The sequence below is a fragment of the Faecalicatena orotica genome (assembly GCF_905197545.1).
Taxonomy (GTDB): domain Bacteria; phylum Bacillota; class Clostridia; order Lachnospirales; family Lachnospiraceae; genus Faecalicatena_A; species Faecalicatena_A orotica.
Map to the genome: position 1 here is coordinate 216,013 of NZ_CAJJZH010000002.1, position 24,091 is coordinate 240,103.

Below are 24,091 nucleotides of genomic sequence, written 5' to 3' on the forward strand. Positions count from 1 at the left end.
AACGATTGTGTTCCGGTTTTCCTCTTTTTTGTCCTGCCCCGGCCCTGCACGCGGAACTAGTTGAGAAGCTTTTTAAGCTTTCCAATCGGAGTCTCGCGGGCAGCATCGCGGCGGTTGGCCTGCTGCTGGCGGATCAGGCAGTCCAGCTTGCGGTAGTGTTCTTCTTCCTGGCGTTCCTTGGCCTGGAAGAGGAAGTCCATTTCCCGGATCACATCCTTTGTGACACTCTTGCTGATATCCTTTTTGAGTGACTCGTTGTTGGTTGTGACGACTTCTGTCAGGACATCGCCTATGAGGGTTCTGACCTGTTCTAACTGCGTTACCGGGATCACCTCGGCCTGAATGATTTCAGGGGCAGCAGGCTTGTCCTTTGCTGCGGGGACCGCCATTTCCCTTATGGCAGCTTTTGCTGCAGGTGCTGTTTTGGCGGATGTACTCTGAAGAGATGCTGCTTCTCCAGCCGGCTTTATGCTCTTTATTGTGTCCTGCTTTTGCAGGGAAGCCTGTTTCTCAGGTTCCTGAGACTTTGACGGAGCGGTCTCCTGAATCTTAAGACGTGTTGCTTTTAGTTCTGGGATTAAGGGTTTCAGGTCCTTTAGAAGCATCCCTTCATCTTTGAGTTTTTTAATACAGCGAAAAAGTTGTATATCGTCCTTTGTATAATATCGATGCCCCATTTCCGTGCGCCCTATTACCAGTTCCAGTTCTTCTTCCCAGTAACGCAGTACGTGGGATTCTACCTTCACCTGCTTGGCGGCTTCAGAAATCATAAACCTGACTTCACCCATATTATACCAATACCTCCTTAAGACAATGATGTTACAAGATTCTTGTGTTCGGTGTTATTATACCATAGCATGTATAGGGAAAAGACATAAATCGTTCGTCAAATTATGCCATAAAAATACCGCCCCCACCAGAGGACGGCATTCTCAGCTTGTGATCACTTTGCGATTTATTACTAAAATTATTCTGCTGAAATAGCCCCTGTAGGACAAGCAGACTCACATGCTCCACAATCTACGCAAGCATCAGCGTCGATTACGTATTTGCCATCACCTTCAGCGATAGCTCCTACTGGACATTCGCTTTCGCAAGATCCGCAGCTTACACATTCATCACTTATTACTCGTGCCATGTATGTATCCTCCTTTTTGAAATGTGCAGCAGTATTTTATAACTGCCGTTATGCTTATTCTAATATAAAACAGTTAAATATACAAGCTATTTTATGCTTTAAATCAGGTACAATTTTATAACTTTTTATAAAAATTAAGAAAAAATTCCTTTTTTTTTCACAGGATTAGTGTATAGTATATAAGTGGTAATCTGGAGACAGTAAGACAAGATCTGGAGGCAATTATATGAAAAAGAAGTGGACAATCATCGTATCGGCTGTACTTTGCATTATGCTGGCTGTCTGTGCATGCAGTAAAAAGGAGGAGACTCCGAAGTTTACGGGAGATACAACGGAAGAACCGCCATATCAGGACAATCTCAACGCGATTTCACCGTCAGCATACAATAATGTACAGGGATTAAAGTTAGAGCCCGGGGCTTATATATCTATCATAGGAAAGGATGACAGTTCTTCCTATTGGAAGGCACTTAAGAGCGGTGTTGAACAGGCGGCTGAGGATCTGAACAAGGCGCTTGGATATAAGGGGGATGACAAGGTCAAGGTGACTTACAATGCTCCCGGAGTGGGGGAGGACATTGACGAGCAGGTGAATATTCTCGATGAGGAGCTTGCGCGGTATCCCGATGCAATCGGGATTGCGAGTATAGATGCAGATGCCTGCACCGTCCAGTTTGACCTGGCGTCAGAGAACGGTATCCCGATCATTGCACTGGACTCAGGTAATTCCTATCAGGGAATCCAGTGCACAATCAAGACAAATAATGAGGAGGCGGCCGGGACGGGCGCTTATAAGTTAAGCGGCGAGATAGAGAATAAAGGCGGGGTACTGCTGGTCGTACATGATTCCAAGTCAGCTTCCAGCAAAGAGCGTGAGGATGGATTTAAGAAAGAGATTGAGAATAACCATCCAGATGTAACGATTGAAGAGACGATTTATCTGGACAAGATGGATGATTTGAAAAAAGCAATCGCAGAAGAAAAGAATAAGAATAAAAAGGCAGAGGAGAAAGAGATTACACCTGACAGCCTGACAGACGAAGATGTAATCCAGTACTATCTTGAGAAGCACCCTGATGTGAAGGGCTGTTTCGGGACGAATGTGACGGCAACGAAGCTTGCACTCTCTTCTTTAAAGCAGGCGGAAAAGTCAGATGATATTATCCTGATGGGGTTTGACGGCGGAAAAGACCAGATTGAATCACTTAAGAACGGAGATATCCGCGGGCTGGTTGTACAGAATCCGTTTGGAATCGGCTATGCATCCGTGATTGCGGCATCACGTACAATCCTCCAAAGCGGCAATGAGGCGGTTGTTGATACAGGATATATCTGGGTGACACAGGAGAACCTGGAGGAAGAGTCCATACAGAATATGCTGTATGAGTAACAACTGCTATGAAGATTGTGAAGTAGTGAGACTTTAAGAACGTTTTATAGCCTTATAATAAAGAAAGACAGGTATCTGTATGTCCCGGGCAAGGGAAGTGCAGGTACCTGTCTTTATGTTTTCGGAATTAAGTACATTCACTTCCCCTGTATGAAGAAGGGGTCATGCCGGTATCCTGTTCAAAATTTCTGCGAAACGTCCGTATGGAACGAAAGCCGACTGTCATGGCAATATCATATACCGGCATTTCTGTCCCAGCGAGGAGCGCCCTTGCGTAGACAAGGCGGATGGAGGTCAGAAGCCTTGAAAAGCCGGTTCCGTAATTCCGTTTCAGTATTTCCGTCAGGGTGGCCCTGCTCATGAAGAAATAGTCGGAAACACTGACAATATCCAGATTCTCATTGTAATGCTCGAAAAGATATAGCAGAATCTGCCATGCGGTATCTGAGCGGTAAACTGCATTTGAGGGACTTTTTTTACGGTACTCCTCGGGCGTCATCCCTTTTAGTTTATGAAACACCCTGTAAAATGTCGAGAGGGAATGGTACCCCACATAATTTGCAATAAAGGCGATAGAAAGTTCCTCGAACTGCATCATGGAGCAGGCATTGCGGATACGGACCTGATGGCGGTTTTCCGCGAAATTGCTGCCGGTTATGCAGCGGAACAGGTAATTGAGGTAAGGGACAGAAATAGAAAAAGCCTTTGCGACCTCACCTGCGCTGCTGTTAAAGTGAACATGCATGTACTGTAGAACCTGCCAGAGAAGGTTATGCTGTGCGTCACGGCTTTTGTTCTGGGTTAATGCCATGCGTTCGTAGATGTTTACCATCTTCATGACATTTGAGAGAACGAAAAACTCATAAAAGTCATTTTTCTTCTTAAGTTCCTGCTTAATCTCCAGAAAAAGCTGCTGCATGGAGGGCGAGTCCTTGTCCGAAAGAGCAACAACGGGCGAGCCGCATTCGAGGATATACAGGCTGTCATTTGCAAAACTCTTGCTCATATCCAGATAAACAAGGAGCTCCAGTGGGAAAGAAATCCTGAGAAAACGAAGAGGCTCCTGTGGAACCAGCCGGTGGACATGGAAGGGGAAAAATCGGATGTAATCATTTGTACTGATGGTATAGCGCTCCCCGTTTACATCGAGGTACCCCGTTCCGCCAAGTATCAGGCAGTATTCTATATTGTCGTGTGCATGAGGCTGTTCGCTGTTTTTGAGAGTATCAGTTTCAACCGCCACATTTTCAAGGGTGAGCTGGCTGCGGTGATAAAATGAATTTGAGTAGGAATGCATCTCTTTTTTTTCCATAAACACCTCCTGTAGGGGAGTACAGAACAATTTTAGCTTCAGTTTCATTATCTATATTATACGGTTTCAGGTGAATTAAGAAAAGCATATCAGTTTAAAATGATAATATTTATCTAAAAAATGTCCCCCGCATTGAGAAAGGTTATGATGAAAATGTGCTTTAAGTTTTTAACAGATATGAAATAATGGAACTAACATATGAACCAAAAGAAAGGGGTTGAATGAATGTTTTCTTATCTGTTTTCACCAATGAAACTGCGTGGACTGGAACTTAAGAATCGCATTATCATGCCTGCAATGGGGACAAAATTCCCGAAGGACAATGAAGTAACAGAACAGCTGATCCAGTATCATGTAGACCGTGCAAAAGGAGGCAGCGGACTCAATATGGTAGAGGTTACCGGGGTCCACCAGCCATCCGTGCCGGGGATTTACCCGTCACTGGGAGAGGACCGTTTCATACCGGGCATGAAACGGCTCACGGATGCAATCCACGAAGCAGGAGGGAAAGCCGGTGTACAGCTGTGGCAGGGCAGTATCGCAGTTGCGGCGCACCAGGGGATTCAGGTTATCGTTGCAAGTGATCTGGAGCTGGCTCCCGGATATGTTGTAAAGGGCGCTGACAAGGCGTTGATCGACGAACTTACGACATGCTACGGGAAGGCTGCACACAGAGCCGTGGAGGCGGGATATGACTGTGTGGAGGTACATATGGCACATAACTATATCCTGCATTCCTTCCTGTCTCCTGCAATCAATAAACGTACGGATGAGTATGGAGGCACTTTTGAAAACCGGGCCCGTTTTCCATTGGCGGTCATCGAATCAATCAGGAAAAACATACCGGACGATATGCCGTTGTTTATGCGTATTGACGCACAGGACGATTATCTGGAAAACGGCATGACGATTGAGGATGTAATCGCGTTCTGTAAACTGGCAAAAGAAGCAGGCGTGGATGTGCTGGATATTTCGAGAGGAAATATTATCAGTGCAGGTATTAAGTTTGAGGTGCCGCCGATCGATCTCCCGAGAGCGTTCAACATCGAAAACGCGGCGCGGATCCGCAGGGAGACCGGCATGGTCACGATGGGTGTGGGGCGTATTAATGATCCGGAACTGGCCGACCGGCTTCTTCAGGAAGATAAGCTGGATCTGGTCGGAATCGGGCGCGCACAGCTGGCTGACCCGGAATTCTGTAATAAGTCCAAAGAAGGCAGGCTGGATGATATCGTAAGATGCGTGGGCTGCAACCAGGGATGCTACGATGCCTGCGAAAGCCATGTGATTCCGCACATTACCTGCCTGAGAAATCCGGTCCTTGGCAAAGAAAATGAATACCGCATCTCCAAAACGAAAGAACCGAAGACAGTACTCATCGCAGGCGGGGGCATGGCTGGAATGGAAGCGGCAGACGTCCTCTATGCAAGGGGGCACCACCCGGTTCTGTGCGAAGCATCTGACAGGCTCGGGGGACAGTTCCTTCTGGCAGGCGAGGCTCCGAGGAAGCTGGAAATGAAGCTCGCAGCTATGAGCAAGGGAGAGCAGATTACACGGCGCGGCGTGGATGTGAGACTGAATACACCGGTTACTCCTGCCCTGATAGAAGAACTGAAGCCGGACGCGGTGATCAATGCCATCGGTGCACTGCCGATTATCCCGCCTATCCCGGGTATTAATCTGACGCATGTGAAAAATTCACACGAAATTCTGGGCGGAAAAGCATCAGTGGAAGGAAATGTGGTAGTAATCGGCGGCGGCCTGGTAGGTCTGGAGACTGCAGAATATCTGTCAGACAAAGGGTGTAAGGTGACTGTAGTAGAAATGCTGGAAGGGCTTGGAACCGATCTGGGGACGACCAGAAAGGTCTGCGTCATGGAAAACCTCTATATGGAAGGTGTGACGCAGATGCCAAACTGCAAGTGTCTGGAGATTACCACGGACGGTGTTGTCGTGGACAACGGAGGAGAAAAACAGACGATTCCGTGTGACTATGTCGTGGCAGCCGTAGGGGTACACAGCGCAGATTTTTCATCGGAAGAAGCACTTTGCAGGGAAAAAGGGATTCCGGTTTATACGATAGGGGATGCAGAAAAACCGAGGCGTGCAATCGATGCGACGGCAGATGCCGCGAGAATTGCGCGGGAAATATAGATTAGTGTGCACACCTCTGGTGTGTGTAAATGTATCGGGAAATGATTTCATATATGGAGGTATGGACATGAGTGACAAAAGAGTAGCATTGGTATCAGGAGCGGCAACAGGAATCGGACGTGACTGTTCTGTACAACTCGCAAAAGATGGGTTTCAGATGGTCCTTTGTGACTGGAATAAGGAAGAAGGGGAAAAGACGCTGGCTCTGTGCAGAGAACAGAATGTAGAGGCGGACTTTCTCGAAATTAATATGGCGGTCGAGGAACAGGCGGAGAAATTTATCCGGTTTGCGGCAGAGAAGTATGGGAAGATAGACTTCTATTTTAACAATCAGGGTGTCATCCATATGCCAAAGCTTTTCGAAGATATTACGGAAGAGGATTTTGACTATGTAACAAACAATAACTTCAAGGCATGCTTCTTTGGCATGAAGCACGCGCTCCGTGTCATGAAAAAACAGGGATACGGCCACCTCGTCAATACGGGATCTTCATCAGGTATCCGTCCGGAGACCGGGTTCGGTGTGTATTCGGCTACCAAGCATGCAGTCATCGGACTGACAAAAGATGCGGCGATCGAGATGGCAAAATACGGTGTCCGGGTCAACAGCGTCTGCCCGGGCGGGATTATTACGCCGCTGACAATTGCAGTTGGAAAGTATATGCAGGAGCACCAGTTTGTACAGCCGAAAGCGTCGACAGCTCTCTTAGGGCCGGCACGCATGGGGCAGACATCTGAGATAACCGGGGTGATCTCTTTCCTTGCTTCCGAGGCATCATCTTACATGACGGGGGCGATTATCAGTGTAGACGGCGGTAATACGCAATAGATGAGACACCATTAAGTATAGAAACTATTTTGGGATAATAAGACAGGACGCCGTGCAGGGGGACAATCATTCATGATTGTCCTTCCTGTCCGGCGCCTTTTGCACATGGAAGTTTAATTTTCTTTTTTACTGAGTGAGAAGATAAATTCTGTCCCTACCCCTTCGGTACTGATTACATTAATATGTTCATCGTGGGCCTGTATTGCCTCTTTTACGATTGCAAGTCCAAGGCCTGTTCCTTTTTTATCTTTGCCACGTGAAAGGTCTGATTTGTAGAAACGCTCCCAGATCTTGTTCAGTTCTTTCCTCGGAATGCCGATGCCGGAATCTTTTACGGAGACAAAAATCTTCTCACCGCGCGCAGTTACCTCGATCGTGACGGAGGATTCATTTTCACTGAACTTAATCGCATTGTCGATCAGATTATAGAGGACCTGCTGTATCTTGCGTCTGTCTGCATAAACAAGGACTTCGCCGGGAAGCAGCAAAAGCCCGATGGAGATACGTTTCGGGGTACAGGCGCCTTCAAAAGAAGCTGCCGTATTCTTAATCATTTCCTGAATATCGAATTCTGTTTTATCAAGAAGCAGTTCCTTTGTATCGAATTCGTTCAATGTCAGAAGGTCTTTTGTCAGGTCTGTCAGACGCTCTGTCTCAAATAAAATAATATCGAGATATTTACCATGCAGCTCCGGTGGAATCGTCCCGTCCGTCATGGCCTGCACATAACCCCTGATGGAGGTCAGCGGGGAACGGAAATCATGGGAGACGTTTGCTACGATTTTCTTCTGGTATTCTTCCATGTCCCTAAGCTGGACGGACATGTAATTCAGTGAGGCCGAAAGATATCCCATCTCGTCATGTGTGTTGACCGGGATTTCATAGGTCAGGTTCCCGGACGCATACTGGGTAGCTGCCTCGGTGATCTGGCGAAGCGGCCGGTAAATAAAAAAGTGGAAGGCGAGCAGCAGGATAAAGGACAATATAAAAATCACGGCAACAGTTATATAGACCGGGAACATCATCCTGCTGCTTGTCTGCTGGATATAGGAGACGGGCTTATGGATGAGGAGGTAACCACGGATATAAAACCCCTGTGTCACAGGGGCCATGACTGTGATTACGTCCTCCTTGAAATACCCGTGGTAATCCCCGATAATATACTGGTCGCTCCCGATCTCGGCAGGGTCGAAATTCTCGATCATATCCGGTGCGGCTGTGTTTTCCAGATTGGCAGAAGTAATCAGGGTACCATCCTCTTTTACGAACCAGAGTGAGGAATTCAGGTACTGTTTTGCTGCATTTAACTGGGAATGCACGGCGCGCGTGGAGTTATCTTCCTGAAAATAGGACGGAAGATAGTCGGCAGCCATTACATTTGCCTGCTTGTATAAATTCTGAGAGTCATTCTTTTCCAGACGGTCAAGCATCAGCTGGCTCGTCAGAATTCCAACCGTGAAAAAACTCAGGAATCCAAATATAATATAGATGATGATAAACTTTAAGTACAAAGTACTCTTCATGCCGCACTTCCTTTTTATGTCTATTACAAACTTACTTTACTTCGAATTTATAACCAATTCCCCACACGGTGCTCAGCCCCCAGGACGGATGGTCCTTGATCTTCTCGCGCAGTCTTTTAATATGCACATCCACGGTCCTGGTGTCTCCGATATACTCATAGCCCCAGATCTGGTCGAGGAGCTGTTCACGCGTAAACACCTGGTTCGGGGATGCCGCGAGGAAATAAAGCAGCTCAAGCTCCTTTGGAGGCATTTCCACCGGGTGGCCGTCACATACAACGGCATAATTCGTAAGGTTGATCGTCAGCCCCTCATACTCAACGCATTTCGCCTTATCCTCGGCAGGCTCCTCGGTTTTCACAGGATGATATCTGCGGAGGACGGCACGGACTCTGGCCACCATCTCCTTGGAATCAAAAGGCTTCATAATATAATCATCCGCACCCAGTTCCAGTCCCAGAACCTTATCGAACACTTCTCCCTTTGCGGAGAGCATAATAATCGGCGTGGAGGACTTAGCCCGGATCTCACGGCAGACCTGGTAACCGTCAATACCCGGCAGCATCAGGTCAAGAAGAATCAGGTTCGGGTGGTAAGTCTCAAAGGCAGACAGCGCATCCTCCCCGTTATAAACCATCTTTGTATCAAAACATTCCTTCACAAGGTACAGCGATATCAGTTCGGCGATATTCTCGTCGTCATCGACAATCAAAATTTTCTGTTTAGCAACCATGAGATGCCTCCTTTAATAGGGGTCTGACCCCTTTGAACTCCGTATTCTGACAATTAAAACAATTCGGGGTGATAACCCTAATTTCTGTGATATTGTGTATTATTTAAATTCAACTATAGTAACCCCTGCATCCCCTTCTCCGAACTCTGCGAGCCGGTAGGATTTGACATGCTTCTGCCTCCTGAGGTATTCGTGGATGCCTTTGCGAAGCGCCCCGGTGCCTTTTCCGTGTACGATACGCACGGTGTTCAGGTGGGAGAGCAGTGCATCGTCCAGATACTTATCCAGTTCGGAGACTGCTTCATCTACAGTTTTGCCGAGAAGGTTGATCTCCGGCCTGACGGACAGGGATTTGCTCATCTTCATTTTGCTTCTTGAAGTGCCTTTCTTGCTGCCTGTGGAATAAGAGGCTGGCTCATCGATGATCTCAAGGTCGGATATATTTACCTGTGACCTTAGAATTCCCATCTGTACGGTGAGGTTACCGCGGGAATCCGGCAGGGAACTGACGGTCCCGGTGAGGTTCATACTCAGTACCTTTACGGATTCTCCAAGCTTGAAATCTCCCGGCTTGTATGCCTTTTTCTGTTTCTGGACAGGGAGGGCATTGGCGGAAGACGTTTCTTTTATCTTCTGGCGCAGGCGTTCACGCTCTTTTTCCATATCGGCGGCGGAAATACTTTCTTTCCCGAATTTGCGGAAATTCTTCATTGTTTCATCCGCGAGCTCTTTGGCCTCACGCAGAATCGAGCCGGCCTTTTCATTCGCCTCTTTTAGGATTCTGTCGCGCTGTTCCTCGATCTTTTCCTGTTTCTGTTTTGCCTGTATTTTCAGCGACTCGACTTCCCTTTTGTAGGCGGCGATCGCTTCCTGTTCTTTTTCGATGGTGCGTTTGCTTGATTCCAGATCGGTCAGCAGGTCTTCGAAGGAGACATCCTGCTCCGACAGTCTCTGTTTTGCATCCTCAATGATATAATCCGGCAGTCCTAATTTTCCGGAAATGGCAAATGCATTACTTTTCCCGGGAATTCCGATTAACAGGCGGTACGTCGGCTTCAGGCTTTCTACATCGAATTCACAGCAGGCATTCTCAACGCCCGGTGTAGACAATGCGTAAACCTTCAGTTCACTGTAATGGGTGGTAGCCATTGCACGGATATTCCGCTGATGAAGATGGGAAAGGATTGCAATAGCAAGCGCCGCACCTTCAGTCGGGTCGGTTCCCGCGCCAAGCTCATCGAATAGAACAAGTGACTTTTCATCCACATCTTTCAGGAAAGATACAATATTAGTCATATGGGAAGAGAAGGTACTTAAGCTCTGCTCAATACTCTGCTCGTCCCCGATATCTGCGTAAACCTGATGAAAAATGGCAAGTTCTGAACGGTCCCCGGCCGGGATATGAAGCCCTGCCTGCCCCATCAGTGTGAAGAGCCCCACTGTTTTCAGGGAAACCGTCTTACCGCCGGTATTTGGTCCGGTAATGATGAGCAGTGTAAAATCTTCACCGAGTGAAACGGTGATTGGTACGACTTTCTTCGGGTCCAGCAGCGGATGGCGCCCCTCGCGGATGCGGATGCGGCCTTCTGTATTCAGGACCGGACGGCTGGCGTTCATGGACAGTGCAAGAGAACCCCTTGCAAAAATATAATCCAGATCGGTCAGCAGTTTATAATTGGTACGGATTTCTTCTATATATTCAGCGGTGTCCGCACTCAGGCGGGCAAGAATCACCTGAATCTCTTCCTGTTCCTTGGCATAGAGTTCCTTTAAATCGTTGTTCAGTTTGACAACTGCCATTGGCTCGATAAACAGCGTAGACCCTGTGGAAGACTGGTCATGGATCAGTCCGTTCACCTGGCTGCGGTATTCTGCCTTCACGGGCACACAATAGCGGTCCCCCCTCATGGTAATGATCGGGTCCTGCAGATAAGTGCGTAAGGAACCATTTACCAGATTCGTTAGCGTTGCATGTACTTTATCATTGAGTGCGTTCATACTGCGGCGGATACTTTTCAGGGTGCTGCTCGCCTCATCACTGATTTCATCTTCGGCAGGGATGCACCGTTCAATCTCCATCGTCAGCGGAGTCAATGGTTCCAGCTGATCGAAAAAGGCATCCAGACAGTCAGCCAGTTCCTCCTGTGTATCGTGGCGGCCATATGACTTTGCGCGTGCTGCGGTCTGCAAAAGCTTACAGATGCGAAGCAGTTCCCCGCTCCCGATGGCGCCCCCGATCTCCAGCCTTTTCAGGGATTCCCCGACAGGGAAGGCATCGCTTAAGGAAATGCGCCCTTTCTTTACGATTCTTGTAAATGCAGCGGCCGTCTGCTCCTGGCAGGTATTAATCCGCTCCAGGTCTGTCATTGGCTTTGTCTTACGGCAGAGCTGCTTTCCCCTCATAGAAGAGGCCTGTTCCTCCAATAACGAGATAATTTTATCAAATTCTAATTTATATAATGTTTTCTGATTCATACTTTTCACCTTTTTGCTTAAGTTCATAGGTACATTCTACCTTATTTAATGCATAATGAAAAGGATAAATTGAAAAGGATACTTATTGAACAATCCCCATGAATCGGTTATACTATAGACTAAAGGAGATTAGAACCTATGCCGTACGATGAAGATCCGAAGCAGAAGCCGGAACATGGATTGGAAGAGCAGAAAGAAGAGCAGTTTTCTTTCCTGCAGGAGACGATTAAGCCAAAACCAGTCACCAGGAGAAAGATCCTGACACAACTCGCAAGAGTAGGTATCTATGGACTGATTTTCGGAGCGTTCGCCTGCCTTGGTTTTTTTGCGCTCAAACCCTGGGCACAGACGAAACTTCAGGGCAGCCCGAAGACCGTGACCATCCCGGATGATGAGGAACCGGAGACGGAACCCGCGCAGGATCCACAGGCAGAAGTGGTTCAGACCCCTGTATTAGACGCGGAAAGCTATAAGGAGATTATGAAAAGCGTCTATGAGACTGCCAAGGATGCAAATAAGGGTGTAGTATCCATACAGCCGGTACAGGCTGATGCGGCCCTTTCTTCCGACGGAAGCGGTACCCAGAACAGTGCCGCCGGAATCATCGTGGCGGACAACGGTCAGGAACTCCTGATGCTCTGTGAAAACAAAATTTGTGCAGAGGCTGAAAAGTGGACAGTTACATTCTCGGATAACAGCGAGTATGGAGTGTCCCTGAAAAAGCAGGACAAGAACAGTGGACTTGCGGTATTTGCAGTTCCGCGTGTCAAGCTTACAAGTACAACATGGGAAAATATAGAGGTGGCAGCACTTGGAAACTCGAACCTCACTACAAAGGGCGATCTGGTGATGGCTCTGGGTAATACCTTCGGATATGCAGACGGAATCGGATATGGAATCGTAAGTTCCAATGAATATCAGGAGACACTGGCAGACGGGCAGCGCCGTGTTCTTGCCACGGATATTGCGGCAGCGTCGAACGGTACTGGTATTTTATTCAATCTGTCGGGTGAAGTGATCGGCATGATTAAGCCGGGGATCTGGAATGAGACGGAGAATAATACCGCAAAGGCAATTGCGATATCGGACCTGAAGGCTACGATCGAACTTCTGGTGAACGGCGACAGCGTACCATATATAGGGATTTACGGAACTACAATCAATGATGCAATTGCAAAAGAGCAGGAGATGCCAACCGGAATTTATGTTACACAGGTGAGTACGGATTCACCTGCAATGGCAGCAGGTATACAGAACGGCGATGTTTTGCAGGAACTTGCCGGAGAAAAACTTTCGAATCTCTTGTCCTATGAAAAGGCAGTGTTGGAATGCAAGGTAGGACAGCCTGTAAAACTGAAAGGAAAACGCCGTGGTGCCGGAGGTTATGTTGACATTGACTTTACGGTGACTGTAGGCAGTCTGGAGTAGGGCTGGGGAGTGAACAGTAATAAACAGATAACTGGAAATGCGATACGGCTGCCAGGATACTTGGCAGCCTGAATTATGTAATTTTGCCTGAAAGGCAGCACATACAGAATGGAGGACAACATGAAGTTTATTAACGAATTACATGAAGGAGAAACAATAAGGGGGATATACCTGTGCAGAGGAAAACGTTCTGCCGAGACGAGGAACGGTAAGGCTTACGACAATCTTTTGCTTCAGGATAAGACAGGAACACTTGACGGAAAAGTATGGGACCCAAATTCACAGGGGATCGCCGATTATGATGAGAAGGACTTTATCGAAGTATTCGGTGAAGTGATCAGCTACAACAACAACCTGCAGCTGAACGTAAAACAAATCAGAAAAGTAGGCGAAGGCGAGTACGACCCGGCCGACTACATGCCTACATCAGAAAAAAGCGTGGAGGGAATGTACAGCGAACTTCTGTCCTATATACGCCAGATATCCAATGACTACCTCCGTCAGGCTGTAGAATACTACTATGTCGACGATGCAGAATTCATCAAAGCCTTCAAAGGCCATTCCGCAGCCAAAACAGTGCACCACGGATTTGCAGGCGGATTGCTCGAGCATACACTCAGTGTTGTAAAGCTGTGTGAATACTTTGCAGGAACATACACAATCTTAAACAAAGACCTGCTGATCGCATCCGCTATCTGCCACGACATAGGCAAAACAAAAGAACTTTCCGCATTTCCGGATAACGACTATACCGATGACGGACAACTGTTGGGCCACATCATCATAGGCATAGAAATGGTAAGCGAAGCAATCCGCGCCATTCCCGGCTTCCCAGAAAAACTGGCAAGCGAACTAAAACACTGCATCATCGCCCATCACGGAGAACTCGAATACGGCTCTCCAAAAAAACCAGCACTGGCAGAAGCAATGGCACTCAACCTGGCCGATAACGCAGACGCAAAAATGCAGACATTAACAGAAATATTCAAAGACAAAACAGGGACAGAATGGCTGGGGTATAACAGACTATTCGAATCAAACCTGAGGAAAACATCAATCTAACCTTAATTGGGGACGTAATCTTTTTAAAGAATACTACGTCCCCAATTAAGGTTAGTGGTGTACCAAAACGTGCAAAAGGGGTATATTTATGCAAAAGAATGATATTGTTACAGTGACAATTGATGATATTGGAGTGAGTGGGGAAGGTATAGGCAAGGTGAATGGCTATACCTTATTTATTAAGGATGCGGTGATTGGTGATGTGGTTGAAGCGAAGGTGATGAAGGCTAAGAAGAGTTATGGGTATGCAAGATTAATGAATATTATTACGCCCTCACCTGACCGTGTAAAAGCGAAGTGCCAATTTGCCCGGAAATGTGGGGGATGTCAGGTTCAGGAAATGTCTTATGAGAAGCAGCTAGAGTTTAAAAACAGGAAGATTGAAGGCAATCTGGAACGTATCGGGGGATTTTCTACAGAGCTTCTGGAGGAAGTGATGGAGCCGATTATTGGGATGGATGAGCCTTTTTATTATAGGAATAAAGCGCAGTTTCCGTTTGGAACAGATAAAGAGGGGAATCCGGTTACTGGTTTTTATGCCGGGAGGACGCATGATATTATAGCAAATACGGAATGTGCCTTAGGGGTTCCTGTGAATCGGGAGATTCTTGAGATCATTCTGGCTTTTATGAAGGAGTACCGGATTTCGTCTTATGATGAGAAAAGTGGGAAAGGGATTATGCGTCATGCATTGATTCGTTTTGGATTTACGACGAAAGAAGTTATGGTCTGTCTTGTGATTAATGCGAAGAAGCTTCCTCACGGTGAGGAATTGATAGAGGAATTGGTAAAGATTGATGGTATGACAAGTATCAGCATTAGTTCTAATATGAAGAATACAAATGTCATCATGGGGGATGGCTATGAGGTCCTGTGGGGACAGGGATATATTACGGATTATATCGGTAATATAAAGTATCAGATTTCTCCGCTATCATTCTATCAGGTGAATCCGGTACAGACGGAAAAGCTTTATGGACTGGCTTTGGAATATGCAGGACTTAAGGGGTATGAAACGGTCTGGGATTTATATTGCGGAATAGGCACTATTTCACTGTTTCTGGCCCAGGGGGCAAAACGGGTTTATGGTGTGGAGATTGTACCGCAGGCGATTGATGATGCAAGAAATAATGCACGGATCAATGGGATAGAGAACGCAGAATTTTATGTGGGTAAGGCAGAAGATGTGCTGCCAGAGTATTATAACAGATATGGAGAGGAACATCCGGGTGAGAAAGCCTGTGCGGATGTGATTGTAGTAGATCCACCGAGGAAAGGGTGCGAGGAGTCACTGCTGAAGACAATGGTGGAGATGGGACCGGAAAAGATTATTTATGTGAGCTGTGATTCGGCTACGCTGGCAAGAGATTTGAAATATCTCTGCGCGGCCGGGTATGAGATAAAGAAAGTTCGAGGGGTGGATCAGTTTCCGATGAGCGTGCATACGGAGTGTGTAGCTTTGTTAGAACTGAAAATGTAAAAGTAAAGGAGTTTTTTATGTTTATATTTCAGACTAATCATCAAAAGCTATATAATTATATCATACACAATTTTTTATTGGTTGAGGTATTCAATGAGGACACTGACTTAGGTGATATAATCGAAGCTTTACTCCCCAAATATTTGTACAGAGAGCAGTATCAAAAATGTGTAAAAACTTTTGAAGAATTATTTTTATGGACTGAAGACTGTTTTTATCATGAAATGACGGCTTTTCATGAAATTATATTATATGAATTTATCAATTATATGTCTGAGTTACAAAAAGATGTGTCCTACTTTAAAGAGCTTTATTTTAATGAAGAGTGTCAAAAGTTAATCTCAGAGGCTGCCCAAATAGATTATGAAGAATTTAATAACGAGTATTCGCTTGAGGAGTGTATAGAGTTTTATTATGACATATATTGTTATACTGACTCTTTGTTTATAGACACAGATTTTACCTTTCTTGATTTAATATATAATAGTCGCAAGTTTGGCAATAACATTATTGAAGAAAGATTGGGAATTAATATCGATTACTATTTTGAAATATTACCCTTAGATATACAAGCGGAATACCAAACGGAACACATTACTCTTTCTGATGAAGTTTCAGCTTTGCTAAGTTATATTGAACACAGAATGGTTTATGGAAATTTATATAAATTATTTTGGGAACATGACGAGCCTGTTAAAGAAGAACGCATACACTTAATTTTAGAGAATATAATGGATGCATACTTTTACAAACAGGATATAGAGATTACCAGGGAGGCAGTTCTAGGGGATGGGAAGGTTGATTTTAAAATTTACAAAAATAACCAAGAAGATGAAAAAGTTTTGGTAGAAGTAAAAAGAGCGAGTAGTTCCTATCTAAAAAAGGGGTATGAAAAACAATTAACTAGCTATATGCGAACATCTGAATATAAAAATGCATTCTATTTGGTTGCGTGCTTTACGGACGATGACTATGATAGGGCAGTGCGATTTATTCGTGAAAATGTATATACAGATACAGTACAGTTATATATTAATATATCGATTTTGGATTTAAGGAAACGAAAAGTACCCTCGTTACTGTGAAAAGGAGGGAAGACTTTTCTGACTAATAGAAAGAGACTGAAGAGATTGGAAAAATAGGGATGGATTTAATTGCTTAGGGCGTTGGAGGGATCTCATATGAAATAAACTTTCATTGGGAGTGGTAAACTTATGAAAAAGACAACGATTATGACAGAAGGTACGATTTGGAAGAAAATACTGTTTTTTGCAATTCCGCTTATTATGGGGAATTTGTTCCAGCAATTATATAATACGGTGGATTCTATTATTGTGGGAAATTATGTTGGGAGCAAGGCACTGGCTGCAGTCGGGGCAAGCGGTGCCGTTGTGAATCTGCTGGTTGGCTTCTTTGTCGGTGCATCGGCAGGGGGAGGGATTATAATATCCCAGTTTTTTGGCGCACAGGACAAGGAGGGGCTGCATAAGGCTGTACATACCACTGTTGCGATTTCAATTGTGGCAGGAATTGTTTTGACTACGGCAGGTATTCTACTGGCGCCTGTTATTCTGCGGGCGATGGGAACACCGGCGGAACTGTTTCAGGATGCAGTGGTATACCTTCAGATTTTTTTCGCAGGGATTGTGTTTTCTGCTATTTATAATATGGCGGCAGGGATCCTAAATGCTGTTGGTAATTCGAAACGTTCCCTTATCTATTTAATTATAGCGGCCATAGCTAATATATTTCTTGATCTGTTATTTGTCGTAGTGTTAAAGATGGGGATTGCAGGGGCCGCATTTGCTACAGTTATCAGCATGTTTATCTCCAGCGTGCTTATCTTTTTATTTCTGACAAGGACGGACGAGATATACCACGTAAGAATACGGGATATCCGTTTTTACGATAAGCTGCTGGGACGGATTATCCGGGTTGGGTTTCCGACAGGTATACAGAATATCGTGATTTCTGTGGCACATGTGTTCGTACAGTCCGCGGTGAATAGTTTTGGTTCTGTGGTAATGGCAGGCTATGCGGCATATCTGAGGATAGATGGCTTCAACCTGCTTCCGGTAATGAGTATAGCAATGGCGGCATCCACCTTTACCGGGCAGAATATCGGGGCGGGGAAACTGGAACGTGTGAAGAAGGGGATGTTCACGTCAGCGGCGATGGGAATCGTCTATGCTGTAGCCAGCGGTATACTCCTTATGCTTTTTGCACCGCAGGTCATCGGAGTGTTTACCAGTGACAGGGAAGTGGTGGAATGCGGGATTTATCTTATGCGGTTCTTCTGCCCGTTTTACTGGGGAATTGCAATTCTTCATATCCTCGCAGGTACTATGAGGGGAGCCGGAAAGACGAAGGAGGCGATGTTCATCTTCCTGATTTCTCTCTGCTTGTTCCGTATCATATGGATAGGAGTGGCAATGGCGGTAAAGCATAGTGTGGATTTGCTGATGATGGTCTATCCGACCTCGTGGTTTTTGGGGGCAGCTCTGAGCATTCTTTATATCTGGAAAGGAAACTGGAATAGCCCTGTGAGCGGGGGAACTTAACCGGAGGTGATTTAGTGATTATTAGTGCAAGCAGAAGAACCGATATACCATCTTATTTTTCTGATTGGATGTTTCACAGATTAAAAGAAAAATATGTGTTGGTGAGAAATCCGATGAATATGCACCAAGTCAGCAAAATAGATTTATCACCTGATGTTTTGGATGCGATTGTTTTTTGGACGAAGAACCCAATACCTATGCTGAAACGCTTGAATGAGTTGTCAGATTATACTTATTATTTTCAGGTTACGTTAAGTGCATATGGGCCGGATGTTGAGCCTGATTTACCGTCAAAAAATAAAATGCTTATACCGGCTTTTCAAAAACTTTCGAAAGAAATAGGAAAAGAGAAAGTTATTTGGAGATATGATCCTATCTTTTTTAGCGGGCAGTATACAATGGATTACCACTGCAAATATTTCAGGGTGTTAGCATCGAAGCTCGGAGAATATACAGAGAAATGTACGGTCAGTTTTTTGGATGTATACAGAAATACGGAACGGAATCTGAGTCCGCTCGGTATTATGAAAGATACTTATGAAATGCAAATGGAATTACTGGAACAATTTGTAAATATTGCGAAAGAGTATGGTTTCTATATAGATGCTTGTGCTGAAAAAAATGATTATAAAATGCTAGGCATTAGACATGCGAAATGTATTGACCAGGAAAGAATTGAAAGAATAGGTGGTTTTCGATTAAACGTTGGTAAGGATACGAATCAAAGGGCTGAATGTGGATGTGTTTCAAGCATTGATATAGGAGCATATAATACGTGTAAAAATGGCTGCCTATATTGTTATGCAAATCACAATGGAAAAACGGTTTCTAAAAACTTTCAGATGCATAACCCAAAATCACCGTTGTTGTTCGGAGAAATAAACGAATCGGATATAATAAAAGAAAGAAATGTAAAGTCTTTGAAAGATGGACAGATGATATTGTTTGAAAGGAGAAACGATGGAAACTCTGATGTTTCTCTCACTATGTAATATTGCAGAAATCTTCTGGAAGATATCCCGGCAATAGTGTATAATAAAACAAATGCAATTTTTGTGCCGCAGAGATTATCAGAAGAATATTACAGAAAGAATGAGGTAACGCATATGATTTGTAAGAACTGCAACCAGACTATTGACGACAATGCAAGGTTCTGCCCGAACTGTGGGGCAGCCCAGACAGCCGTTCCGCCGAATACGGAAAGCAGGGAGACTGATTCACAGACGGCCGCAGCAGGCTCGGGGCAGCCATCCGGGCAGCAGTCCAATCCGGCAGACCAGGGGCCGTCTTATTATTACGAGCAGCAGGGAACCTATCAGGGCCAGAGCCAGTATCAGGACCCGAACCAGTACCAGAATCAATATCAGGACCCGAACCAGTACCAGAATCAATATCAGGACCCGAACCAATACCAGAATCAATATCAGAACCAGTATCAGGAACCATATCCGCAGGATATGATTAATACGACACCATACTTAGTGTTTGCCATTCTCACAACGATTTGCTGTTGTATACCGCTGGGAATCCCGGCCATCGTATTTGCAAGCAAGATCAATACGGCGCAGATGTCAGGCAGGATGGATGAGGCCAGAGACTGTGCGAAGAAGGCGAAGATTTTCTCCATCATTGCGGCGGTAGTCGGCGTAGTGGGCGGTATTATCTATTTTCTGCTTGTGGCAATAGGAAGTTCTTCTTACTATTATTATTAAACTTTTGGATGTGGTAAAAGGATCGGAAGTGATGGAAACTGAGACAGTACATAAAAAAATACAGGACATTAAGGGCAGCAATACTATTTAGTATTGCCGTCCTGTTTTTACTGGGGGCGTCATACCTGTACAGCCACAATCCGGAAAAGGTACCATTCATCCCATGTGTGTTTTATTCGATTACAGGGCTGTACTGTCCGGGCTGCGGCGCCGGGCGTGCCAGCTATGCCCTTTTACACGGGGAGTTGTATCAGGCGTTCCGTTATAATCCGCTTATGATTTTTGTAATGCTGTTTCTAGCGGCATATTTCATTGCGAGGAGTCTGGACTGGATGATTACAGGGGGAAACCATATAGACAGACATATATCGGATAAGTATCTGTGCTGGCTTCTTGTCGTGATCCTGCTGTACGGAGTCCTGCGGAATATACCCTGTTTCCCGTTTGAATTATTAGCGCCCACACGGATATAAAGGAACCAGAGAATCATGAATAAAGACTTGACGACCGGTAATGTTACAAAAACGATGCTTATCTTTGCGGGCCCGATGATTGCCGGCAATCTCCTCCAGCAGTTTTATAACATTGCGGATACATTAATTGTAGGTAAATTTTTAGGGGCAGAGGCGATGGCGGCGGTAGGGACGGCCTACACGCTGATGAGTTTTCTGACCTCGATTCTGATCGGGCTGTGTATGGGCAGCGGATCGGTATTTTCTTTTTATTATGGGAAAAAGGATATTCTGAAAATGCAGGACTGTATACGTGCTGCATTTTTTATGATTGGCGGGATTACGATTGTGGTGAATATTCTGTCCTTTTTGCTGACGGACCAGATTCTTCGCCTGCTCCGGATTCCGAAAGAGCTGATGGCCATGATGCGGCTGTATGTGCTGATTATTTTTGCAGGTATTTTCTTTGTTTTCCTATATAATTACTTTTCTTATTTCTTAAGGGCATTGGGAAATTCAGTCATCCCCCTTTATTTCCTCGGTGGCACCTCGTTGTTAAACGTTGCGCTCGACCTTTTGTTCGTGCTCGGATTTGGCTGGGGGATCGGCGGCGCAGCGGCCGCGACTGTGATTTCGCAGGCGATATCAGGGGTGGGGATCGGCATTTATGCGTGGGTAAAAGAACCCTGGCTTCGGGATGCACTGACCCCGGGTAAATGGAAAAAGAGACTTCTTGCTGAGAACAATAGTCACGTTTCAACGAAGGAATCCATAAAAGAGATCGCCCGTTTTTCGTTCGCGGCATCGATCCAGCAGTCGGTCATGAACTTCGGGATACTGGTGGTCCAGGGACTGGTAAACAGTTTTGGAGTCGCTGTCATGGCGGCCTTTACGGCGGCGGTTAAGATCGATTCGTTTGCCTACATGCCTGCACAGGAATTCGGGAATGCATTCTCCCTGTTTGTTTCACAGAATTTCGGGGCGGGGAAGGAAGACCGCGTGAAAAAAGGGGTAAAACATGCGCTTGGTATCTCTATGATTTTCTGCCTCTTTATCTCGGTCGTGGTATTTGGATTCGCAAAATACCTGATGCTGTTGTTTGTATCGCCGTCGGAAACGGAAATCATCAATATCGGGGTCGGATACCTGAGGGTGGAAGGTGCATTCTACTGCGGAATCGGAATTCTCTTCCTGCTGTACGCATTTTACAGGGGCATCAACAGGCCGGAAATGTCACTGATTTTGACCGTCATATCGCTGGGAACGCGCGTGCTTCTGGCATATGTGCTGTCTCCGGTTCCTGCCATCGGTGTGATGGGGATCTGGTGGGCAATACCGATCGGCTGGTTTCTGGCTGATATGACGGGCATCATCTATATGGCTGTGCGGGTGAGGAAAACGGTGTTTGCACCCGTTGTTACTCCTCCAGACCAATAATCTCATCCACCGGCATAGACATAACAAGGCACTGTGCCGGTGAATGCAGTCCGTGCTCCCGGCTGACCGCGGACATGATCTCAGACTTCTTATCCTTTGGTGCGACGATCATCAGGATCTCCAGTTCTTCCTGGAGTGATACCCCCCAGAAATGCATCGGCTCCTCGATACCGCGGCGGCGTCCGCGGATGATTGTACCCCCGGATGCCCCGGCTTTTTTTGCCGTATCGATCACATCGTCACTGTACCCCTGGTTCACGGTTACTAAAATCATAGAATAAACGGATTCCTTAGACATGTTTTCTTCCTCCTGTTCCATCTGCTTTTTCAGCTCTAACATTACATGGTCTTTCAGAAAATTAGCAAGATTAGCCGGAAGCCCTGTCATTGGAAGACTTACTGCGATTCCTCCGCCTTTCTCTTTAAAATGGATCGTCTGGTCCATCTCTAAAAATAATTTGTGCACAAATTCTTTTGGCATGATCCACATAGTCAGTATTCGCTCGCTTTCCCCCAGCCCGCATAAATTTAGAAGTTCATTTCCTGCAGTCCCGAGGCAGAAACACTGGAAATACATGGAACAGTGGCGCTGCTCCAGAATCCGGGAAAGTTTCCGCTCTGTTTTGATATCTGTCACCGCCATGACCAGACGCGGCAGCATCGGTTCTTTACTTTTTATCATCTCTATTCATCCTCCAGGTCAATGATCTCATCATCGTCTTCAAGCAATTCAGGTTCTGCCGGTACCAGACGTTTTTTGAGTTTATAATTATAAATGGCTCCCATAATCTGTATGACAATCAGCGGGGCAAGTGCGACCAGAGCCACGACGCCGAATGCATCGGTGACCACATTGCCCCCGGAAGCTGTACATGCACCCATAGCCAGGGGGAGCAGGAATGTGGTGGTCATAGGCCCGCTCGCAACACCGCCGGAGTCAAATGCGATACCAACGAAAATAGGCGGGACAAACCGGGTAAGAATCAGTGCAAGGACATATCCCGGAATTAAAATCCAGTAAATGCTGATCCCGGTAAACACCCGGATCATGGAGAGTGCTACGGCTGCGGATACACCGATGGAGAGACATTTGTTCATCGCATTCCGGGTAATAGTTCCGTTGGTAACGGACTCTACCTGCAGGTTTAGAACCTGTACTGCAGGCTCGGCTTTGACGATATAATAACCGATCAGGATACCGACAGGAACGAGCAGCCACTTGATACTGTCTCCTGCGATTGCGGAGCCAAGCAGATTGCCGACAGGTGCAAAGCCTACATTGACGCCGGTCAGGAAAAGGATCAGACCGATAATCGTATAGAGGAAGCCGATCAGCATTTTAATGATCTGACGTTTGTGATACTTGTGCGCTAGAAGCTGGAAGATGAGGAACACCCCCAGAACAGGCATCATGGAAGCCATGACTTCCTTTGCATAATGTGGAATCTCCGCGGTGAAGAGGCGGACGACATCCTGAACGGTAACGACCGCGGGAATTTCTACCATGCTGTACACGGCGTCCTTAGGATGATAGAAGATACCGAGCATCTGTACGGCGAGAATGGGGCCGATACTGCAGATAGCCACCAGACCGAAGCTGTCATTTGCCCCATCCTTATCACTTCTGGCCGCAGAAAGTCCGATACCAAGGCTCATGATAAAAGGGACTGTCATGGGTCCGGTGGTGACGCCGCCGGCATCAAAGGCAACGGCCGCAAAATCAGCCGGAGCCAGAAAAGAAATCAGGAATAAGGCGGCGTAAAAGACGGCCAGGAGCCCGCGCAGTGTAACATGGAAGAGAATCCGGAGTACTGCGGCGACTGTAAAAGCACCGACGCCGATAGCAACAGACAGGATCAGCACCTGATTGGGGATGGAGGCGACCTGATTCGCAAGAACCTGCAGATCAGGCTCGGCTATCGTGATGATCGCCCCCATCAGAAAGCAGACCGCTATCGTGATAACAAGTTTCCTGCTTTTGAAAATCTGCCCGCCGACGCCTTCGCCTAAAGGTGTCATTGACATCTCAGCACCTAATTGAAAAAACCCCATGCCGATAATCAGCAGCAGCGCTCCGTTTAAAAACAGAGTGACCGTGCCGGTTTCCATGGGGACTACAAAAATGCCAAGCAGCATAACAATGGCAGTTATAGGTAATACTGAGGAGAGGGAGTCGTTAATTTTCTCTTTTAATTTTTTGTTCAAACGGCTTCTTTTCCTTTCTTAGTTTTCCTAATTATACCATAAACACTAAACTCGTGAAATACCTCGTTAAGTATTTAGGTGTATGTCTTACTAGGCTCGAAAATACCTCGCCAAGTGCGAGCATTATACCATAAACACTAAACTCGTGAAATACCTCGTTAAGTGTTCAGGTATGCATTTTCACTAAGCTCGATAAAACC

20 protein-coding genes are annotated in these 24,091 nt (G+C 46.0%); 12 read left to right on the forward strand and 8 right to left on the reverse strand.

Annotated features, from left to right (window positions below; all coding sequences use genetic code 11):
* Positions 1-56: 56 nt before the first annotated feature.
* Together ABIN22_RS04615 and fdxA are read right to left on the reverse strand one after the other, a co-directional pair.
* Positions 57-788, reverse strand: coding sequence for a helix-turn-helix domain-containing protein (locus ABIN22_RS04615; protein WP_118619975.1), 732 nt, complete (start codon positions 786-788; stop codon positions 57-59).
* A gap of 179 nt (positions 789-967) precedes the next feature.
* Positions 968-1,138 carry a 4Fe-4S ferredoxin gene (gene fdxA, locus ABIN22_RS04620; RefSeq protein ID WP_109729907.1) on the reverse strand — a complete coding sequence of 57 codons (171 nt, stop codon included), beginning with the start codon at positions 1,136-1,138 and terminating at the stop codon, positions 968-970.
* A gap of 226 nt (positions 1,139-1,364) precedes the next feature.
* Between fdxA and ABIN22_RS04625 the strand changes: the two genes are divergently transcribed.
* Positions 1,365-2,528: a substrate-binding domain-containing protein gene (locus ABIN22_RS04625; protein WP_109729908.1), complete on the forward strand. Its 1,164-nt coding sequence runs from the start codon at positions 1,365-1,367 to the stop codon at positions 2,526-2,528.
* Between the two features lie 127 nt (positions 2,529-2,655).
* Here the strand turns inward: ABIN22_RS04625 and ABIN22_RS04630 are convergent, their stop codons facing one another.
* A complete protein-coding gene (locus ABIN22_RS04630; protein ID WP_346906932.1) occupies positions 2,656-3,840 on the reverse strand; it encodes a helix-turn-helix transcriptional regulator in 1,185 nt (394 codons plus the stop codon).
* Positions 3,841-4,065: 225 nt separating this feature from the next.
* Between ABIN22_RS04630 and baiCD the strand changes: the two genes are divergently transcribed.
* Together baiCD and ABIN22_RS04640 are read left to right on the forward strand one after the other, a co-directional pair.
* On the forward strand, positions 4,066-5,994 hold the full coding sequence (gene baiCD / locus ABIN22_RS04635; protein WP_346906934.1) for a bile acid Fe-S flavoenzyme BaiCD: 1,929 nt from the start codon (positions 4,066-4,068) through the stop codon (positions 5,992-5,994).
* Positions 5,995-6,061: 67 nt separating this feature from the next.
* Positions 6,062-6,823, forward strand: a complete 762-nt coding sequence (locus ABIN22_RS04640; protein ID WP_346906936.1) for an SDR family NAD(P)-dependent oxidoreductase — start codon at positions 6,062-6,064, stop codon at positions 6,821-6,823.
* A gap of 113 nt (positions 6,824-6,936) precedes the next feature.
* Here ABIN22_RS04640 and ABIN22_RS04645 read toward each other — a convergent pair whose 3' ends face one another.
* From ABIN22_RS04645 to ABIN22_RS04655, 3 genes are all read right to left on the reverse strand, one after another.
* Positions 6,937-8,346, reverse strand: coding sequence for a sensor histidine kinase (locus ABIN22_RS04645; RefSeq protein WP_118619978.1), 1,410 nt, complete (start codon positions 8,344-8,346; stop codon positions 6,937-6,939).
* A gap of 31 nt (positions 8,347-8,377) precedes the next feature.
* Positions 8,378-9,079, reverse strand: coding sequence for a response regulator (locus tag ABIN22_RS04650; RefSeq protein WP_109729913.1), 702 nt, complete (start codon positions 9,077-9,079; stop codon positions 8,378-8,380).
* A gap of 99 nt (positions 9,080-9,178) precedes the next feature.
* A complete protein-coding gene (locus ABIN22_RS04655) occupies positions 9,179-11,554 on the reverse strand; it encodes an endonuclease MutS2 (RefSeq protein ID WP_346906939.1) in 2,376 nt (791 codons plus the stop codon).
* A gap of 138 nt (positions 11,555-11,692) precedes the next feature.
* Here ABIN22_RS04655 and ABIN22_RS04660 point away from each other — a divergent pair, with 138 nt between their 5' ends.
* The 9 genes from ABIN22_RS04660 to ABIN22_RS04700 all read left to right on the forward strand — a co-directional run bounded on the left by ABIN22_RS04660 (position 11,693) and on the right by ABIN22_RS04700 (position 21,686).
* Positions 11,693-12,982: a S1C family serine protease gene (locus tag ABIN22_RS04660; protein WP_109729915.1), complete on the forward strand. Its 1,290-nt coding sequence runs from the start codon at positions 11,693-11,695 to the stop codon at positions 12,980-12,982.
* A 120-nt stretch (positions 12,983-13,102) separates the two neighbouring features.
* A complete protein-coding gene (locus ABIN22_RS04665) occupies positions 13,103-14,044 on the forward strand; it encodes a 3'-5' exoribonuclease YhaM family protein (RefSeq protein WP_346906941.1) in 942 nt (313 codons plus the stop codon).
* A gap of 88 nt (positions 14,045-14,132) precedes the next feature.
* Positions 14,133-15,524, forward strand: a complete 1,392-nt coding sequence (rlmD, locus tag ABIN22_RS04670; RefSeq protein WP_346906943.1) for a 23S rRNA (uracil(1939)-C(5))-methyltransferase RlmD — start codon at positions 14,133-14,135, stop codon at positions 15,522-15,524.
* A 17-nt stretch (positions 15,525-15,541) separates the two neighbouring features.
* On the forward strand, positions 15,542-16,609 hold the full coding sequence (locus ABIN22_RS04675) for a DUF8371 domain-containing protein (protein WP_346906945.1): 1,068 nt from the start codon (positions 15,542-15,544) through the stop codon (positions 16,607-16,609).
* Positions 16,610-16,738: 129 nt separating this feature from the next.
* Positions 16,739-18,085 carry an MATE family efflux transporter gene (locus ABIN22_RS04680; RefSeq protein ID WP_346906947.1) on the forward strand — a complete coding sequence of 449 codons (1,347 nt, stop codon included), beginning with the start codon at positions 16,739-16,741 and terminating at the stop codon, positions 18,083-18,085.
* Positions 18,086-18,099: 14 nt separating this feature from the next.
* Positions 18,100-19,077 (forward strand): DUF1848 domain-containing protein, encoded by a 978-nt coding sequence (locus tag ABIN22_RS04685; protein ID WP_346906949.1) that lies wholly within the window; start codon positions 18,100-18,102, stop codon positions 19,075-19,077.
* A 114-nt stretch (positions 19,078-19,191) separates the two neighbouring features.
* Entirely contained in the window at positions 19,192-19,797 is a 606-nt protein-coding gene (locus ABIN22_RS04690) for a CD225/dispanin family protein (RefSeq protein WP_346906951.1), read from the forward strand.
* A 167-nt stretch (positions 19,798-19,964) separates the two neighbouring features.
* Positions 19,965-20,270 carry a DUF2752 domain-containing protein gene (locus tag ABIN22_RS04695; protein ID WP_346906953.1) on the forward strand — a complete coding sequence of 102 codons (306 nt, stop codon included), beginning with the start codon at positions 19,965-19,967 and terminating at the stop codon, positions 20,268-20,270.
* Between the two features lie 15 nt (positions 20,271-20,285).
* Positions 20,286-21,686, forward strand: coding sequence for an MATE family efflux transporter (locus ABIN22_RS04700; protein WP_346906955.1), 1,401 nt, complete (start codon positions 20,286-20,288; stop codon positions 21,684-21,686).
* Here the strand turns inward: ABIN22_RS04700 and ABIN22_RS04705 are convergent.
* Positions 21,667-22,368, reverse strand: coding sequence for a P-II family nitrogen regulator (locus ABIN22_RS04705; RefSeq protein WP_109729937.1), 702 nt, complete (start codon positions 22,366-22,368; stop codon positions 21,667-21,669). The genes ABIN22_RS04700 and ABIN22_RS04705 overlap by 20 nt on opposite strands.
* Before the next feature lie 2 nt (positions 22,369-22,370).
* Positions 22,371-23,891 carry a DUF1538 domain-containing protein gene (locus tag ABIN22_RS04710; RefSeq protein ID WP_346906957.1) on the reverse strand — a complete coding sequence of 507 codons (1,521 nt, stop codon included), beginning with the start codon at positions 23,889-23,891 and terminating at the stop codon, positions 22,371-22,373.
* Between the last annotated feature and the right edge of the window lie 200 nt (positions 23,892-24,091).